Below are 16,009 nucleotides of genomic sequence, written 5' to 3'. Positions count from 1 at the left end.
CGAATCATGAAAGCCGTAGAGATTCTCTACGGCTTTCTTAATTTTTCAGACAGTTTCAATTCTTTTATTCAACATTCCTGCGTCAGGATTGTAATTATCCCAAATCTTCCAGGTGTCATTTATTTTGCGGATAAAATAGATCTGGGTGCTTAGCTGGTTTACAAAATGTTCTTCTCCGGTTTCTCCTACTTTAAACAGAAGGTTCCAGAATTCCTGAGATTCTAATATTTTCTTATCTGGCTCATCAGTCACCACATGAATGTCAAAAACTTCGTAGTTAGATCTGTTGTTTTTGGTAACCAGGTGAAAATCTCTTTCACACAACTCCTTACTGAATTGTGATGCTCTTTCCAGGAAAGGAGAATCATCAAATACCAGATCTTTTAAAAGACCGGTATTGTGAGTGGGGAACAGCTTATAAAATTCAAAAGCTGATGCGCAGTAATCATATACCATTTTCTTAAGGTACGCATGATCATCTGTTTCATCTTCGTCCTGTTTTTTGTACCTGATGGTAAGAATGTAATCATTAAGGTCTCTGTATCCCAGGAAAATACAGATTTTGTCAAGCGTCTTTAAAAATCTGAGATCACTGTGGGTTTTATCCTGATAATCGTTTTCAAAAAAACGCTGAAGGGTAACATGGGAAATGGTATTTCCGATTTCAAATTTTTTGCCTCCTTTCAGCTCTTCAGCTTCAGAGAGTTCGTCTTTGATAATTTCGGAAAGAATAATATAATGGCTTCTCTTCCATTCATTCACATTCCCCAAAACAGAATTCCTTACCTTCGAATGCTTTACAACCTCGTCCCGTATCGAATTATATATAGTTTTCAATTTCCTTGTTTTTGAATGAGTTTTATCAAATATACTGCCAAAATATTAATATTTTCGTATGTTTTTTTGCTGTTGATTTCAAAGTTTGTTTTAAATTTTCAGATAAAAAACGGTTTTGAAATCTTTACAGTTTGATTATCAGTGTTTAAACCTTTCAAAAGCTGCTCTTTCCAGCATTTCTCTGTCTTCGGGATGGGCAATGCTTATCAATTCCTGGGCTCTCTGACGGAGGTTTTTACCATAAAGATAGGCTGTTCCATACTCTGTAACTACATAATGAATATGGCCTCTTGTAGTAACTACACCTGCGCCCTGTTTAAGGAAAGGAACAATTCTGGAAATTCCTTTTTTCGTTCTTGCGGTAATGGCTATGATAGGTTTTCCGTCATCACTTAAGGCAGCACCACGCATAAAGTCCATTTGTCCTCCGATTCCACTGTACTGCATAGTTCCGATGGAATCTGCACATACCTGTCCTGTAAGATCTATTTCAATAGCAGAATTGATGGCTACCATTTTTTTGTTTCTCATGATGTTGATGGGGAAATTGACTTCACTTACGTCTCTGAAAGCAAATACGGTATTGTCATCTACATAATCATAGAGTTTGCGGGTTCCGAAACAGAAACTGGTAATGGTTTTGTTATCATTATAGCCTTTATATTTGTTGTTGATCACATCATCCTGAATCAGGTCAATAACACCGTCACTCAACATCTCTGTATGAATTCCCAGATCTTTATGATTGGTAAGGCACTTCAAAACCGCATCGGGAATGGTTCCGATTCCCATTTGCAGCGTTGATCTGTCGTCAATAAGTTCTGCTACATTTTTTCCGACCAGCATTTCTTCTGGTCCTACTTTGGACCCATAGTCTACAGTGGGAAGTTCTTCTTCATGCCAAACCAGCTTATGGATTCTGCTGATGTGTATCATGCCGTCTCCGTGGGTTCTTGGCATTCTGGGATTCACAATAGCAACAATGATTTTTGCGGTATCTACAGCCGCTCTTGCAATGTCTACAGAAGTTCCAAGGGTACAGAAACCGTGTCTGTCTGGTGGAGAAACTGTTACCAGTGCAACATCTAAGGGAAGAATATTTTTTCTGAATAAAATGGGAATTTCACTTAAGAAAACGGGAACAAAATCTCCGCGGTCAGAATTCACAGCATCACGTACAGGAGTAGAAACAAACAAAGAGTTGATAAAAAAACTGTCTTTGTATTCAGGTTTTGCAATTTCTACATTTCCTTGTTGGGTAATGGAAACCATTTCTACATTTTGAAGGCGGTTAGCCTGTCTGGCGAGTTCATCAATCAGATAATTGGGAGTACATGCACTGCCATGGAAAAATACACGGTTTCCGCTTTTTATGGTATATATTGCTTCTTCTGCGCTGATGTAATTATTCATATTTTGTCTTTTTAAACAGGGTGGTGGTAGTAGTTTTTTTTATTAAAAAATACTACTATTCTTTCAAAGATAATCTTTATAATTTTATATTCATATAAATATTTTAGGGATATTATACAGATTTTTGTCATGTAAATAAGACAATAGGGATTACAAAGAAAAAGGATTGAATGTCAACACATTCAATCCTTTGTTTTGTTTATTATTTGGACTTAAATTTCTAATTTGCATTTACTACAGCTATTTTGGGTTTCATAGTCCCTGTTTCCGCAAATCTAAGATGCCAGCTGAATGCTTCATGCAGCAAATGTGGGGTATGGCCTCCTTTTTCACATGCTCTGTCGAAGTAAGATTGCAGCTCTTCTTTATAATCCGGGTGAACACAGTTATCAATGATTTTCTGGGCTCTTTCTCGTGGTGCTAATCCTCTTAAGTCGGCCAATCCGACATCCGTTACCAGAATATCAACATCGTGTTCTGTATGATCCGTATGAGAAACCATTGGAAGGACATGCGAGATATTATTGCCTTTTGATGCTGCCTGCGTTACAAAAATACTCAAATAAGCGTTTCTTGCAAAGTCTCCCGATCCTCCGATTCCGTTCATGATTTTGGTTCCTCCGATATGCGTGGAGTTGACGTTTCCATAAATATCGGACTCAATAGCTGTATTGATGGCAATAACTCCCAATCTTCGGATCAGCCCGGGTGTATTGGAAATATTCTGAGGTCGTAAAACAAATTTGTCTTTGTATTTCGAAAGGTTTCCTAAAACTCTTTCATAGCATTCCTGAGAAACGGTAATGGATGATGCAGAAGCAAAGCTTAGCTTACCGGAATCGATCAGATCAAATGTACTGTCCTGAAGTACTTCTGAAAACATCGTCAGGTCATAAAAATTACTGTCCTTAAATCCTGTCAGTACAGCGTTGGCCACTTTACCGATTCCTGCCTGAAGCGGTAGTAATCTGTCGGTAAGACGCCCCAAAAGAACTTCATTTTCAAAGAAGGCAAGAAGGTGTTTGGCAATAGCGGTAGTTTTTTCGTCCGGTTCTGCAATATCTGCCGGGCTGTCTTTACGGTGGGTAAAAACAATAGCCTCAATTTTTTCAGGATCTACCGGAATGCTTTTCCTCCCGATTTTGTTCCATGGAGCAACAATAGGAATGACGTTTCTGTAAGGATAATCTTCGGCCTGGTAAATATCATGGATTCCGTAGACTTCTTCAGGAACTTCTGTATTGATTTCAATAATCACTTTTTTAGCCAAAGCTGCAAAGGTTACTGAATTTCCTACGGATGTTGTAGGAACAATGCTTCCGTCCCTTTCAATATAAGCTGCTTCAATAATGGCTACGTCAATGCTCTGTAGATTTTTAGTGTGCAGAAGTTCGGCACTTTCGCTTAAATGCTGATCGATAAAGAGAATTTCACCATTGTTGATTTTGTTTCTTAAGATCGGATCCACCTGAAACGGCATCCTTTTCTTCAGTACATTGGCTTCTGCAAGCTTTCCGTCTGTTCCGTGCCCCAGTGAAGCTCCGGTCATTAAAGTGACTTTCAGGTCTTCTGTTTTCCCCCTTTCAGCGAGAGCCGGCAAAATGGCTTTGCTGTCACCCGCTTTGGTAAAGCCGCTGGACCCGATGGTCATACCGTCTTTAATGATTTTTACTGCGTTTTCTGCTGTAGTAACTTTTTCGCGTAGACTTTCTAATCTGATTCTTTCTAACATGTAATATTGATTTTGTTTTAAACCACCATTACTTAGGATGCGTCATGAAAAATAATGATGGTTAATATGGTAACCATACTTCACAAATTTACGAAAAAAGACGCTTTAAATAAAGGATTTAAAGCGTCTTTTGTATGTATTCAGCAATACTTTTCTTTTGTTTGTGCTGTTTTATTCCAGCCAAGAAGTTTTATAAGAAGGATCTTCTACTTTTAGAGCTTCTTCGGTAATTTTTAAAGGACGGAACGGATCTACCATTACCGCATATTCTTCCGTGAATTTTTTACCGATACTTCTTTCCATAGCCCCTGGGTGAGGTCCGTGTACAATTCCTCCCGGGTGAAGTGTGAAGTCCATTAAGTCAATATGATTCCGGCTCATAAAATCACCTTCCGTATAGAATAATACCTCATCAGAATCAATATTGGAGTGATTGTAAGGTGCAGGGATGGCCTGTGGATGATAATCATACATTCTTGCACAGAATGAACATACTACAAAATTATGCCCTTCAAAATTCTGGTGAACCGGTGGCGGCTGGTGAATTCTTCCGGTAATAGGTTCGAAGTTTTTGATATTGAATTTATAAGGATAAAAATATCCGTCCCAGCCTACCACATCAAATGGGTGTGTTGCGTAGATGAAATCGGTAATCTGATTTTCTTTTTTTACTTTGATCAGGAATTCTCCTTTCTCATCAATAGGTTCTTTAAAGACAGGAGCAATCATATCTCTTTCGCAGAATGGGGAATGTTCCAAAAGCTGTCCGAACTCGTTTCTGTATCTTTTCGGAGTATAAATAGGAGAGTGGCTTTCCAATACGAAAAACACAGTGTCATCAGATTTCAGCACTACCTGATAGATGGTTCCTCTCGGTATGATAAGATAATCTCCGGTTACGAATTCCAGATCTCCCACAAATGTTTTTAAAATGCCGGTTCCGTTATGAACGTATAAAAGCTCATCGCATTCTGCATTTTTGTAGAAGTAATCCATTGATTTTCTTGGCTTAGCCAATCCCATTTTCAGGTCGTTGTTCATCAAAAGGATCTTTCTGCTGTCCATGAAATCATCTTCAGGAGTCACATTCATTCCTTTAAACATTCTGGGAGTAATATTTTTTTCCACAGCAATTTTTGGGGTAACATCTTTTGGCTCACCAATAGATTTAATCTGTGTAGGGCGGTGGATATGGTATAGCAAAGAAGAAATACCATGGAAGCCTTCCGTACCGAACAGCTGCTCATAGTAAAATTTATCTTCAGGAGACTTAAAGATCGTGTGTCTTTTTGGTGGGATATTTCCCGATTGATGATATCTCATTTTACTTTCATATGTAGTTTCTCAAATTTAATCATTTTTCATGAATTGACTCAATCTATATTTTGCTGTCTGAAGTTTTGTAATTAAAAAATAATTGTTAGATTTGTCTAACAATTTTAATTTCATGAAGCGAATATTATTTTCTATTATTTTTTTATCAGCCTATTGCTTTGGGCAGGAGACAGATAGTTTGAGTTTACGGCAGACTGGGATCCTGGATTCAGCAAAAATTATGAAGAGGGAATTCAGGACGAGTAACATCGAAGATGTAGTGGTGACCGGTACGATAAAACCGATGAGCAGATCCAAAAGTCCTGTAGCCGTTGAAATTTACAGTCAGAAATTTTTCCAGAAAAATCCTACTCCCAGCATTTTTGAGGCAATTGCTATGGTAAATGGAGTAAAACCACAGCTGAACTGTTCCGTATGTAATACAGGAGATATTCACATTAACGGCCTGGAAGGACCATACACCATGATTCTGATTGACGGAATGCCGATTGTAAGTTCACTTTCCACGGTATATGGACTAAGCGGAATTCCGAATAACCTGGTTGATAGAATTGAAGTAGTAAAAGGCCCTGCATCTTCTATTTACGGTTCTGAAGCCATGGGAGGTGTAATTAATATTATTACCAAAAATGCACTGACGGCTCCTAAATTGAGTGTCGATATGATGACCAGTACGTGGAGTGAGAACAATCTTGACCTTTCTACCAAGTTCAATATAGGAAAGAATGCAGCTTCATTATTAAGTTTAAATTATTTCAGTTTTCAGGAAAGGATTGATCAGAATAAAGACAATTTTACGGACGCCACTTTACAGAGCAGGATTTCAGTTTTTAACAAATGGAATTTTAAAAGAAAAGAAAACAGGCAGGCAAGCTTTGCGATGAGGTATCTGTATGAAGACCGTTTTGGGGGAGAAATGCAGTGGAATAAATCTTACCGCGGAAGTGATGAGGTGTATGGAGAAAGTATTTATACCAACAGGGCAGAGGTTTTTGGTTTGTACGAATGGCCGTTGAAAGAACATATTGTAACTCAGTTTTCTTATAATTATCATGACCAGAATTCTTTTTACGGATCCAATCCTTTCAATGCGACACAAAAGGTAGCCTTTGTACAGACGTATTGGGACAGAAGCTTCGGGAAACATGATCTCACGGCCGGACTTACCTTCAAAAGAACTTTTTATGATGACAATACTCCTGGGACACTCGATGCAGACGGTATCACCAATGCACCGATGAAGTCTCCGATCTGGGGAGCGTTTATCCAGGATCAGTGGGAAATCAATGATACCAATACCTTGTTGATCGGGTACCGGTATGACTATGATAAAGTTCATCATTCTGTCCATTCGCCAAGGTTTGCATGGAAATTCAATCCTAATCCGTATCACACTTTACGTTTCAATTTTGGAACAGGTTTCAGAGTGGTTAATTTATTTACGGAAGATCACGCAGCACTTACAGGTTCCAGAGAAGTTGTGGTAAAATCAGATTTGAAGCCGGAAAGATCAATCAACGGAAACCTCAATTATATCTGGAAAATCCCTGTAGGCAGCAGAATGGTGAATCTTGATGCATCTGCTTTCTATACGTATTTCAGCAATAAAATTGTAGGAGATTTTGATTCTGATCCTAATAAAATTATTTATGACAATCTTCACGGATACGGAATTTCAAGAGGAGCTTCCCTGAATGTGGATTTTAGTTTTCAGTTTCCTTTGAGTGTTAATCTGGGAGTGACGTATCTGGATGTATACCAGAAATTTGATAACGAAAATCAAAAAACACAACAGCTGCATGCTCCAAAATGGAGTGGTACTTATAACCTTACGTATAAGTTTGCGAATAATCTGACCGTCGATTTTACAGGACAGTTCTACGGCCCAATGAGGCTTCCTGTTCTTGTGAATGATTACCGCCCCGAATATTCACCATTGTATTCTCTGGCCAATATTCAGGTGTCGAAGAGTTTCAAATCCGGATTTGAAGTGTATTGCGGGATGAAAAATTTATTCAATTTCAGGCCGAAGGATCCCTTGATGAGACCGTTTGATCCATTTGACAAATATGTTGATGATCCTGTCAACAATCCTAATCATTATACTTTTGATACGGCATACGGCTATGCACCTATGCAGGGGATCAGAGGTTTTCTGGGGGTAAAATATACTTTGAAATGAAAAAATTAGCTTTATTTTTAATGTTAGTGCCTTGTTTTTATCTGTCTCAGATGAAGACAGGCACTTTTTCTGATCTTGAGATTTGGCAGAAAGAAAATCCGAAACCGGTTGTAATCCATCTGTATACCGAATGGTGTGTGGTCTGTAAAATTGAGTCTTTCCGTATGGGCAAAGATCAAGAGCTTGTTGATATGATGAATGAACATTTTTATTTTGTCAATTTCGAGGCAGAAAAAACGAAAGAAAAAATTCATTTCCAGCATCGGGAGTTTGAATATCTGCAGAATGGAAACTCCGGGATTCATGAGCTGGCGCTGGCATTATCTAAAAATAAAAATCAGCCGGTTTATCCTGTATGGATATTTCTGGATCAGCATCAGAACCTGGTGTATTATCAGGAAGGGCAGATGACGCCTGAAAAAATGAAGCAGAAACTGTTGGAGATTTCTGCTTTGTAAATTGTGAGATTTTTGTTGGGAAAACGCAAAGACGCAAAGTTTTTTCTTTTATTATGCTGTAAGACGCAAGGATTTTATCTGCGATAAAATTTAATAATGCTAATAATTAATTAATAACCTTGCTGAAAAAATCTTAGATTTCCTTGCGCCTTTGCGTTTTCCAATCTTACAGTTTTTGTTTTTAACTCTCCAGATTCTTCACTTTATAGATCATTAAAATTTGTGATACCTATTCCCATCTTTAAATGATTCAATCTTTCAATGATTTAACGCTGTCCATCCGCATCGATTAACACGGCCAGCTGAATGCAAGGTTCATCAGAACGGTTGCTCCATGCGTGGTTTGTCCCTCTCTGAATGACGATATCACCCGGTTTCAGAAGTGTTTCCCCTTCTTCCATGATGAGATAGAGTTCACCGGAAAGGATAACGATATAATCCAGTGTCGGCGTTTTATGCATCATGGGGTGGGGTTCATTTTTTTTCCATTCTATTCCTAAATCCTGATCAGGAGGAATTACTACATATCTGAAATAGGTGCCATTTTTAGGCGTTTGTGGAAATCCGGTATTGGGAATTCTGGTTTCACAATGCAGGCTGGCCGGCGTGGTCTGAGTATTCCACACATCTGAAATGATGAGTCCCGGAAAATGTTCTACAGCGTTTTCTACCTGTAAATCTTCTATAATAACAGATTTTCCGTCTTTTTCTCCTGTTACAATTCGTCTTGGTATTTTGTTCATAGATTAATGTTTCATGATCAGTTTATGTCCCTGGGTCAGATTATTTTTTAAAATAGAATGTGCTTTCAGAACGGTATCTAAAGAAAGAGCTCCAACAATTTTGTACTGAGGTGGAAGAATTGTTTCATTTTCGATGAGTTTCTTTATTTCCAGTAAACTGTTTTTGTAATACTCATATTTTTTAACCATTCCGTAGGTGTAATTGGAGATATTCATAATGAGAGTTCCTTTGTTGAACAGTATTTCATGAGCTTCTTTTGTTACCAAGGCAGTGACATCCACATAAGTTCCGTTAATTTTCAAAACTTCTGCAGTCACTTCCGACATGTAGTTTCCAACCAGATCAATTCCATATTCGAAAGGCTGGTCATTATTGGCTTTTAAGATATTTTGGATAAGATTCTCTTCTTTATAGTTGATGATCTGATGTTCTTTTAAACCCAGCTTAAGAAGGATCTGTCTGTTTTCTTCACTTCCAACAGTTGTGATGATCTGCCGGATATTGTGGGCTAATAAAAGCTTAATCAGAAATGAGCCTACACCTCCTGTTGCTCCTGTCACGAGAACTTTATCTTCCGGATTTAGTTGAAGACGGTTGAAGATCTGTAAAGAAGTAAGACCAGCAGAAGGAATGGCCGCCGCCTGCTCAAAAGAAATATTCTTGGGTTTGAAGGAAACAATCGCTTCTGGAACGGCAATGTACTCTGCATAAGTACCATTGCTTCCCATAGATCCGCTTCCGGAATATACTTCATCTCCGATATTGAATGCTGTAACTCCGGAGCCTTTATCTATTACAATTCCGGATAATTCTCTTCCTAATATCGGGGAACTGATCAGTTTCCGTTCCAATTCATTTTCCAGCATCTGATAGTCGATAGGATTGAACCCGCTTGCTTTGATCTGGATTAAAACTTCATTGTTTTTGGGTTGGGGTTGTTCTGCCAATCCGTCTTCCAGAGTTCCGTTTTTATTTAAAATAACTGCTTTCATTATAATTAATTTGATACACAAATGTAAAAAGTGAATAGTTTATATTTGCTACTAGTTAACCAATGGTAACTAGTTACCTTCATGAAACTATTATGGCAAAAATCATTGAAAACGGCATCGAAAGAGAAGCCAGCTGTACAGAAGAACTATTTGCAATGCGGGATAGCCTGGATGTATTGGGCGGAAAATGGAAACTGATGATTTTACGGTATCTGACGAACAGACCGGATCAGATGATTCATTTTAAAAAACTGGAACGCAGTATTGAGGGAATTTCTGCTAAAATGCTGAGCAAAGAACTAAAAGAACTGGAAACCAATCTCCTGATCACGAGAACCATTCAGGATACAAAACCCATTACGGTAACCTATGCAGTAACGGAATACGGGAAATCTGTATTTCCTGTAACGGAAACATTAGTGAACTGGGGAATCATCCATCGGGAAAAAATTAAAGAATCAATGGGGTAGTTAGAGGTATTGGAAAACGCAAAGACGCAAGAATTTTTCTTTAAATATGCTTTAAGGCGCAAGGATTTATCTTTGATAAAATTTAATTCTGTTGAATTTTGGATGAAAAAAACTTGCTGAAAATCTTCCATTGAGCGAAGCCGAAATGTTCCTGCGCCTTTGCGATTACTAATACATATTGCTTCATAGACAAGAGATCAAATAATTTATGTTGATAAAAAATCCTCAGACCCGTTTAGAGTTGAGGATTTTAAATACTACCAAATTGTTTATTAATTTTTGTCTAACCAAGACTGTACCAGTTCAGCGTGATCTTCCACCCATTCTTTGGCAGCGGTTTCTTTGTCTTTACTCTGTTCCATCTTCATCAAGAGATCAGACATGTTTTCATCATCAAAATGAAGTTTTGAAAAGAATTTGGCCAGCTCCGGATGATCTTTTGCAAAGCTTTTTCTGGAATAGGTTTTAATCTGTTCTGCTTCACCGTATATTTTTTTGGGATCATCAAGAAACTTGAGCTTCATCTTACCAAACATCCAGTGAGGCTGCCATCCGGTTACCACAATCCATTCTTTACGCTGTATGGCGTTCTGCAGTTCGGTGATCATGGCAATGGTAGAGGAGTTGATCTGCTGAAAATCCAGTTTATAATCTACAATCGCTTTGTCTGTTCCGGTGGTTAATCCGGCTCCTTTTTCAATTCCTATAATTCTGTTTCTGAACTGATTTTTGTGCTGATTGAGTTCTTCAATGGAATTAATGGTAACATATTCCGGTACCACCAATCCGATACGTCCGTTATCATAATTGGTTCCGAGATGAGTCAGTCCCGGAAATTTAGCCAGCTTTTTAGCGTGGGTATAAGGAAGCCAGACTCCCATGAACAGATCTGTATCTTCATTATTCATTGAAGCCATAATCATATCCGTAGATGCTTTTTGAATAATAACATGATAACCTTGCTTATCCAGAATAGCTTTAGTAACGTGTGTCATTGCAACATCTTCCGCCCAGCCATCTACCATTCCTATGGTAATATATTTAGAGTTTTTTATATTTTCACACGAGCTTAATACCGTTAATATCAGCATTAAAACGGGAAAAAAAAGATATTTTAATCGTTTCATCTTATTGCTTTTTCTTTACAAATCCCTGGGTAATACGGTCGAGGATAATGGCCAATATCACTACAGATAAACCACTTTCAAATCCTAATCCGATATCCAGATTATTAATTCCTTCCAATACTTTCTCTCCCAGACCACCTGCTGCAATCATTCCGGCAATTACAACCATGGATAAGGATAATAATATGGTTTGATTGATTCCCGTTAAAATCGTTTTCATGGCTAAAGGAAGTTCCACCTTGAAGAGAATCTGACGGTTGGTGGCTCCAAAAGCCCTTGCGGCTTCTACAATATCTTTCGGAACGGCTTCAATTCCCAATGTTGTTAATCGGACAGCAGGAGGCATCGCGAAGATAATTGTTGCAAAAGCTCCGGGTACTTTACCGATACTGAAAAACAATACAGCCGGAATAAGGTAGACAAATGCGGGCATCGTCTGCATCAGGTCCAGTAAAGGACGAATAATTTTGTCTGCTATCTTGCTTTTAGCCGCTAAAATCCCCAAAGGAATAGAAAGAATAAGTGCCGTAATGGTGGAAACAAAAATAAGTGCAAGCGTTTCCATGGTTTCTTTCCATAGTCCCATTAAAAATATTAAACTTAATCCGGCTGCGGTTACCACAGCAATGCCTTTTCCGGCTTTCCATAACGCCAGCAGGGTAAAAAAGAGAATGATTACATAAAAAGGTGTGTTTGTTAAAATCCATTCAATCCCCATAATGGAGGCGTTTCCCAGATGTTTTATGACATCAAATACAGGCTTTCCGTTTTCTGTGAGCCAATTGATTGCAGTTTCTACATATTGGCCTATATCTATAGTTTTATTCATCTTATTGGTTGTTTGCAATTTCTTTTAATTCTATAATCTCTTCTTCGTTAAATTTTGTAGCTTCTATGATGAGTGATAATTGGGTTACCAGACCTAAAAATTTATTGTCTTCATCTACTACCGCAATGGCAGATTTATTTCCGGAAATTAACGGAAGCATTTCTTCTACTGTCACCTCCGGATACACTGACGGCACATTACTGTTGATGATTGACTCTACTGTAGGTTCTTTCTTTCGGGCAATCCGCACAACATCGTTAAGCGTCACAAAGCCTAAGAATTTATTCTGAAAATCTACAACAGGCAGGTTTTCCAGGCCGGTAGTCCTCATTTTTCTTAAAGCTCCTTCAGGACCGTCCTTTTTGAAACGGACTACCGTTGCTTTATCGAACATAAGAGATCTGGCGGTGATAATGGTTTTACGGTCTACTTTTTCCACGAAAGCTTTTACATAGTCGCTGGCAGGATTGGTTAAAATATCTTCAGCCGTTCCTATTTGCTCTATCACTCCATCTTTCATGATGACGATACGGTCTCCAATTTTAATGGCTTCATCCAGATCGTGGGTAATGAAGACTATGGTTTTTTGCAGTGTGTTCTGCAGTTCAAGCATCTGATCCTGCATTTCAGATTTGATCAAAGGATCCAGTGCGGAGAAGGCTTCATCCATCAGTAAAACTTCAGGGTCGTTCGCCAATGCTCTTGCCAGTCCTACTCTCTGCTGCATTCCCCCTGAGAGCTGGGAAGGGTATTGGTTTTCGAAACCGGTTAATCCTACAATGTCCAGCGCTTTCTGGGCTTTTTTGTCACGGGATGCTTTATCTTCCCCTCGTATTTCCAGCCCGAAACCAGCATTGTCCAGAATGGTATGGTGAGGCAGTAATCCAAATTTCTGAAATACCATACTCATTTCCGTTCTTCTTACTTCCAGGAGTTCTTTGTTATTTTTACCCGTGATATCATCATCATTGATATATACTTTTCCGGAAGTGGGCTCATTCAATCGGTTAAGGCAGCGGAGCAGGGTAGATTTTCCACTTCCTGAAAGCCCCATGATGACAAAGAATTCTCCTTCATAGATTTCAAAACTGGCTTTGTTGATACCAATGGTACAGCCTGTTTTTTCAAGAATTTCCTTTTTGGAAAAACCTCTGTCCAGAAGTTCCTGTGCCTTTTCTTTGTTTTTACCAAAGATAATGGTCAGATCTTCCACTTTAAGTTTTACTTTTCTAGTGTTTTCATTTTTTTCCATATTCAGAATTTTTCAAATTAATAAATGATATAAAAAACTGTACACCAATTCATTATATACGTTTAGCTTTAGTTGTTCTGCTGATGACGATAGGATAAAATAATTTGCTGAGCTTTTAGCAATAAAAGCTTTAAACAAAAAAATAATCACATAAAGACCTGCCGGACTTATGTTTATCTTAAATATTTCAATAGATTATACTCTAGAAAAAGAGTGTATTATGTAAAAAGATGCTTATCCTTTACATAGATTCTACAATTAAATTACGGATGAGGTAATTACAGATATGTGTACTGAACAACTTGAATGGCTACATTTAATCAAAATGCTTGCCAGCATCAAAAAAACTGGGTATCAATTTTTTATGACGGTGCAAATTTACGAATTTTATATTAAATGGATTTTTGCGAACGTAAAGTGCTGGTTTTCAGTTTTGTTTTTTTGGGGTATGTTTCATGAAGATTTTTCTCTTATTATAAAACTTAAGAGAATATGAAAGTTGAAATTATGGGAGCAATGTATTTATAATTTAGCTCAGAAGGCTACTATTTTAATAAAACAGCAATAATGGCAAGGATAGCGGGCAAAGCCTGCACGAAAAATATTTTTTTGGTCGCAGAAATTGCTCCATAAATTCCCGCTACGGTTACGCACCCCAAAAAGAACAGCGCCACGTTCGTCTGCCATTGCGGATCTTTAATTAAAAAAGACCAGATGAGTCCGGCAGCTAAAAAACCATTGTAAAGTCCCTGATTGGCGGCCAATCCTTTAGTTGGTTTAAACATTTCTGCAGGAAGAGCCGCTTTAAAAACCTCTTTTCCCTTGGTTTCCCATGCAAACATTTCCATCCAAAGTATATAGAGATGTTCCAGGGCAACAACAGCGGTCAGAATTTTGGCAATGATTTCCATGATTGAATATTTTTCTCATTGTAAAACTAAAAAAATAAAGTTAAGTTTGAGCATTAATTTGCAAGATGGACTCATTCAGAACACATTTAAATAAATTTATTACCATCACTGACGAGGAATTTAGGTCTATTGTCTCTTTTTTTAATGTTCTTGAGGTGAAAAAGAAACAGAATCTGATGCTGGAAGGAGAGATCTGCCGGACCATGTATTTTGTGGTGAAAGGTTGTCTGAGAAAATTTTTTATCAATGAAAAAGGAGTGGAACAGACAACGGAATTTGCCATTGAAAACTGGTGGATTACGGATACATTTGCTTATGAAAGGCAGTTACAGACCAATTTTTCGATACAGGCAGTAGAAAACTCTTGCATTTTAATGATTGATCAGGAGCGTCAGGAAGAATTATTACGAAAGCATCCTGTAATGGAAAGATATTTCCGCATGATTTATCAGCGGGCATATGCTGCTGCGGAACGTAGAATCCGTTATTTATATGAAATGTCCAGAGAAGAGCTTTATACGCATTTCAGTACATTATATCCATGGTTTATCCAGAGAATTCCACAGTATGTGATTGCCTCCTTTCTGAACCTTACCCCTGAATACCTGAGTGAAATAAGAGCAAAATTACGATCTTAAACCAGTTTAAGTTTTTTACAGATCAGAAGCCGGAAATTTGTCATGTGATTAAAAGCTAATGTAATGACAGATTATAAAAATCAATTTCCGCAACTCTTTTTAAGGCTGGCTCTTGCCGTTACCATGCTTTCTGCGGTGGCAGACCGGTTCGGGTGGTGGAGCAAAGAAAACTCTTCATGGGGAGACATGAAGCATTTTATAGAATACACAAGACAGCTTACCTTTTTTCTTCCGGAAGCTTTGAGTACGATCTCAGCCTATGCGGCAACTTTTTTAGAAATCCTTTTTCCTTTGATGCTGATTTTGGGATTTAAAACAAAAATTGCAGCCTATGGCACCAGTGCACTGCTGTTGATTTTTGCTCTATCCATGACCGTTGCATCAGGACCCAAAGCTCCACTGAACTATTCTGTATGGGTGGGAGGTGCAGCTGCTCTTTTACTGGCTGTACAGCAGCATTATTCTTTAAGCATAGATCAATTAACCCAAAAATAATACCTATTATGAGCGCAAGATTAAATATTGCAACAGTAGATTCCGCAGCATATAAAGCAATGCTTGGACTGGAAGGATATTTACAAACTATTTCTTTAACACCTATTCAGAAAGAGCTGATTAAAATCAGGGCTTCACAAATCAATAAATGTGCTTTCTGCCTTGATATGCATACCAAAGATGCTGTCAAATACGGAGAAAATCCCCAAAGAATTTTTATCCTGAACGGGTGGACAGAAGCTAAAGAATTTTTCACTGAAGAAGAGCAGGTACTACTGGCCATGACAGAAGAAATTACCCTGATCAGCGATAAGGGGCTGACAGAAGAAACGTATCAGAAAGCAAGATCATTCTTTGATGAAAACCAGATTGCCCAGATCATCATGGCGATCATTACCATCAATGCCTGGAACAGAATTGCAGTAAGTACGCATCTTCCGATTGCAAAATAGTGAAGTCAGGAAGATCGTTGATGGAGGATGGAAGTTGATGAAGACTGCATCATCTACGGATGTTTAATTTATTTTAAGAAACGGCCTTTCAAATTTTTGAAAGGCCGTTTTGATGTAAGATGCAAAGTGACAGTGCAGCACA

General features: G+C 38.1%; 16 protein-coding genes. 6 read left to right on the top strand and 10 right to left on the bottom strand.

The window, feature by feature from the left end; translation table 11 throughout:
* Positions 1 to 45: 45 nt before the first annotated feature.
* The 4 genes from BLW74_RS17015 to BLW74_RS17000 all read right to left on the bottom strand — a co-directional run bounded on the left by BLW74_RS17015 (position 46) and on the right by BLW74_RS17000 (position 5,305).
* Positions 46 to 837, bottom strand: coding sequence for a hypothetical protein (locus BLW74_RS17015; RefSeq protein ID WP_089694308.1), 792 nt, complete (start codon positions 835 to 837; stop codon positions 46 to 48).
* 138 nt (positions 838 to 975) lie between these two features.
* Positions 976 to 2,250 carry an acetyl-CoA hydrolase/transferase family protein gene (locus BLW74_RS17010; RefSeq protein ID WP_089694306.1) on the bottom strand — a complete coding sequence of 425 codons (1,275 nt, stop codon included), beginning with the start codon at positions 2,248 to 2,250 and terminating at the stop codon, positions 976 to 978.
* Between the two features lie 220 nt (positions 2,251 to 2,470).
* Positions 2,471 to 3,982 carry a succinate CoA transferase gene (locus BLW74_RS17005; RefSeq protein ID WP_089694304.1) on the bottom strand — a complete coding sequence of 504 codons (1,512 nt, stop codon included), beginning with the start codon at positions 3,980 to 3,982 and terminating at the stop codon, positions 2,471 to 2,473.
* Between the two features lie 171 nt (positions 3,983 to 4,153).
* A complete protein-coding gene (locus BLW74_RS17000; RefSeq protein WP_089694302.1) occupies positions 4,154 to 5,305 on the bottom strand; it encodes a homogentisate 1,2-dioxygenase in 1,152 nt (383 codons plus the stop codon).
* Positions 5,306 to 5,429: 124 nt separating this feature from the next.
* Between BLW74_RS17000 and BLW74_RS16995 the strand changes: the two genes are divergently transcribed.
* Both BLW74_RS16995 and BLW74_RS16990 read left to right on the top strand, forming a co-directional pair.
* Entirely contained in the window at positions 5,430 to 7,499 is a 2,070-nt protein-coding gene (locus BLW74_RS16995; protein ID WP_185116367.1) for a TonB-dependent receptor plug domain-containing protein, read from the top strand.
* On the top strand, positions 7,496 to 7,957 hold the full coding sequence (locus tag BLW74_RS16990) for a thioredoxin fold domain-containing protein (RefSeq protein ID WP_089694299.1): 462 nt from the start codon (positions 7,496 to 7,498) through the stop codon (positions 7,955 to 7,957). Before BLW74_RS16995 ends, BLW74_RS16990 begins: the two co-directional genes overlap by 4 nt.
* A gap of 266 nt (positions 7,958 to 8,223) precedes the next feature.
* Here BLW74_RS16990 and BLW74_RS16985 read toward each other — a convergent pair whose 3' ends face one another.
* Both BLW74_RS16985 and BLW74_RS16980 read right to left on the bottom strand, forming a co-directional pair.
* Positions 8,224 to 8,700 (bottom strand): cupin domain-containing protein, encoded by a 477-nt coding sequence (locus tag BLW74_RS16985; protein ID WP_089694297.1) that lies wholly within the window; start codon positions 8,698 to 8,700, stop codon positions 8,224 to 8,226.
* A 3-nt stretch (positions 8,701 to 8,703) separates the two neighbouring features.
* Complete coding sequence (locus BLW74_RS16980) at positions 8,704 to 9,693, bottom strand: NADP-dependent oxidoreductase (protein WP_089694295.1); 990 nt, start codon at positions 9,691 to 9,693, stop codon at positions 8,704 to 8,706.
* A gap of 92 nt (positions 9,694 to 9,785) precedes the next feature.
* Between BLW74_RS16980 and BLW74_RS16975 the strand changes: the two genes are divergently transcribed.
* On the top strand, positions 9,786 to 10,163 hold the full coding sequence (locus tag BLW74_RS16975) for a winged helix-turn-helix transcriptional regulator (RefSeq protein WP_034697438.1): 378 nt from the start codon (positions 9,786 to 9,788) through the stop codon (positions 10,161 to 10,163).
* Positions 10,164 to 10,435: 272 nt separating this feature from the next.
* On the opposite strand, the gene BLW74_RS16970 is transcribed toward BLW74_RS16975, so the two are convergent.
* From BLW74_RS16970 to BLW74_RS16950, 4 genes are all read right to left on the bottom strand, one after another.
* Complete coding sequence (locus BLW74_RS16970; protein WP_089694294.1) at positions 10,436 to 11,290, bottom strand: glycine betaine ABC transporter substrate-binding protein; 855 nt, start codon at positions 11,288 to 11,290, stop codon at positions 10,436 to 10,438.
* Between the two features lies 1 nt (position 11,291).
* Positions 11,292 to 12,119: an ABC transporter permease gene (locus tag BLW74_RS16965; RefSeq protein ID WP_089694292.1), complete on the bottom strand. Its 828-nt coding sequence runs from the start codon at positions 12,117 to 12,119 to the stop codon at positions 11,292 to 11,294.
* Between the two features lies 1 nt (position 12,120).
* Complete coding sequence (locus tag BLW74_RS16960) at positions 12,121 to 13,371, bottom strand: quaternary amine ABC transporter ATP-binding protein (RefSeq protein WP_089694290.1); 1,251 nt, start codon at positions 13,369 to 13,371, stop codon at positions 12,121 to 12,123.
* Between the two features lie 545 nt (positions 13,372 to 13,916).
* Complete coding sequence (locus BLW74_RS16950; protein ID WP_089694286.1) at positions 13,917 to 14,282, bottom strand: DUF1304 domain-containing protein; 366 nt, start codon at positions 14,280 to 14,282, stop codon at positions 13,917 to 13,919.
* Between the two features lie 65 nt (positions 14,283 to 14,347).
* On the opposite strand from BLW74_RS16950, the gene BLW74_RS16945 reads away from it, so the two are divergent.
* From BLW74_RS16945 to BLW74_RS16935, 3 genes are all read left to right on the top strand, one after another.
* Positions 14,348 to 14,920, top strand: coding sequence for a Crp/Fnr family transcriptional regulator (locus tag BLW74_RS16945; protein ID WP_089694284.1), 573 nt, complete (start codon positions 14,348 to 14,350; stop codon positions 14,918 to 14,920).
* A 63-nt stretch (positions 14,921 to 14,983) separates the two neighbouring features.
* Positions 14,984 to 15,415, top strand: coding sequence for a DoxX family protein (locus BLW74_RS16940; RefSeq protein WP_167358457.1), 432 nt, complete (start codon positions 14,984 to 14,986; stop codon positions 15,413 to 15,415).
* 8 nt (positions 15,416 to 15,423) lie between these two features.
* On the top strand, positions 15,424 to 15,867 hold the full coding sequence (locus BLW74_RS16935; protein ID WP_089694283.1) for a carboxymuconolactone decarboxylase family protein: 444 nt from the start codon (positions 15,424 to 15,426) through the stop codon (positions 15,865 to 15,867).
* The last annotated feature ends 142 nt before the right edge of the window (positions 15,868 to 16,009 follow it).

This window comes from Chryseobacterium culicis, assembly GCF_900108365.1.
Lineage (GTDB): Bacteria > Bacteroidota > Bacteroidia > Flavobacteriales > Weeksellaceae > Chryseobacterium > Chryseobacterium culicis.
The sequence above is the reverse complement of the archived record's forward strand: the minus strand, read 5'-3'. Positions and strand labels throughout refer to the sequence as shown.

What these genes read in the sequence shown, in the direction of transcription:
- BLW74_RS16965 (WP_089694292.1), bottom strand. Translation starts at nt 12,119, where the DNA reads ATGAATAAAACTATAGATATAGGCCAATATGTAGAAACTGCAATCAAT.
- BLW74_RS16940 (WP_167358457.1), top strand. Translation starts at nt 14,984, where the DNA reads ATGACAGATTATAAAAATCAATTTCCGCAACTCTTTTTAAGGCTGGCT.
- BLW74_RS16945 (WP_089694284.1), top strand. Translation starts at nt 14,348, where the DNA reads ATGGACTCATTCAGAACACATTTAAATAAATTTATTACCATCACTGAC.
- BLW74_RS16950 (WP_089694286.1), bottom strand. Translation starts at nt 14,282, where the DNA reads ATGGAAATCATTGCCAAAATTCTGACCGCTGTTGTTGCCCTGGAACAT.
- BLW74_RS17010 (WP_089694306.1), bottom strand. Translation starts at nt 2,250, where the DNA reads ATGAATAATTACATCAGCGCAGAAGAAGCAATATATACCATAAAAAGC.
- BLW74_RS16960 (WP_089694290.1), bottom strand. Translation starts at nt 13,371, where the DNA reads ATGGAAAAAAATGAAAACACTAGAAAAGTAAAACTTAAAGTGGAAGAT.
- BLW74_RS16935 (WP_089694283.1), top strand. Translation starts at nt 15,424, where the DNA reads ATGAGCGCAAGATTAAATATTGCAACAGTAGATTCCGCAGCATATAAA.
- BLW74_RS16985 (WP_089694297.1), bottom strand. Translation starts at nt 8,700, where the DNA reads ATGAACAAAATACCAAGACGAATTGTAACAGGAGAAAAAGACGGAAAA.
- BLW74_RS16975 (WP_034697438.1), top strand. Translation starts at nt 9,786, where the DNA reads ATGGCAAAAATCATTGAAAACGGCATCGAAAGAGAAGCCAGCTGTACA.
- BLW74_RS17000 (WP_089694302.1), bottom strand. Translation starts at nt 5,305, where the DNA reads ATGAGATATCATCAATCGGGAAATATCCCACCAAAAAGACACACGATC.
- BLW74_RS17005 (WP_089694304.1), bottom strand. Translation starts at nt 3,982, where the DNA reads ATGTTAGAAAGAATCAGATTAGAAAGTCTACGCGAAAAAGTTACTACA.
- BLW74_RS16995 (WP_185116367.1), top strand. Translation starts at nt 5,430, where the DNA reads ATGAAGCGAATATTATTTTCTATTATTTTTTTATCAGCCTATTGCTTT.
- BLW74_RS16980 (WP_089694295.1), bottom strand. Translation starts at nt 9,693, where the DNA reads ATGAAAGCAGTTATTTTAAATAAAAACGGAACTCTGGAAGACGGATTG.
- BLW74_RS16990 (WP_089694299.1), top strand. Translation starts at nt 7,496, where the DNA reads ATGAAAAAATTAGCTTTATTTTTAATGTTAGTGCCTTGTTTTTATCTG.
- BLW74_RS16970 (WP_089694294.1), bottom strand. Translation starts at nt 11,290, where the DNA reads ATGAAACGATTAAAATATCTTTTTTTTCCCGTTTTAATGCTGATATTA.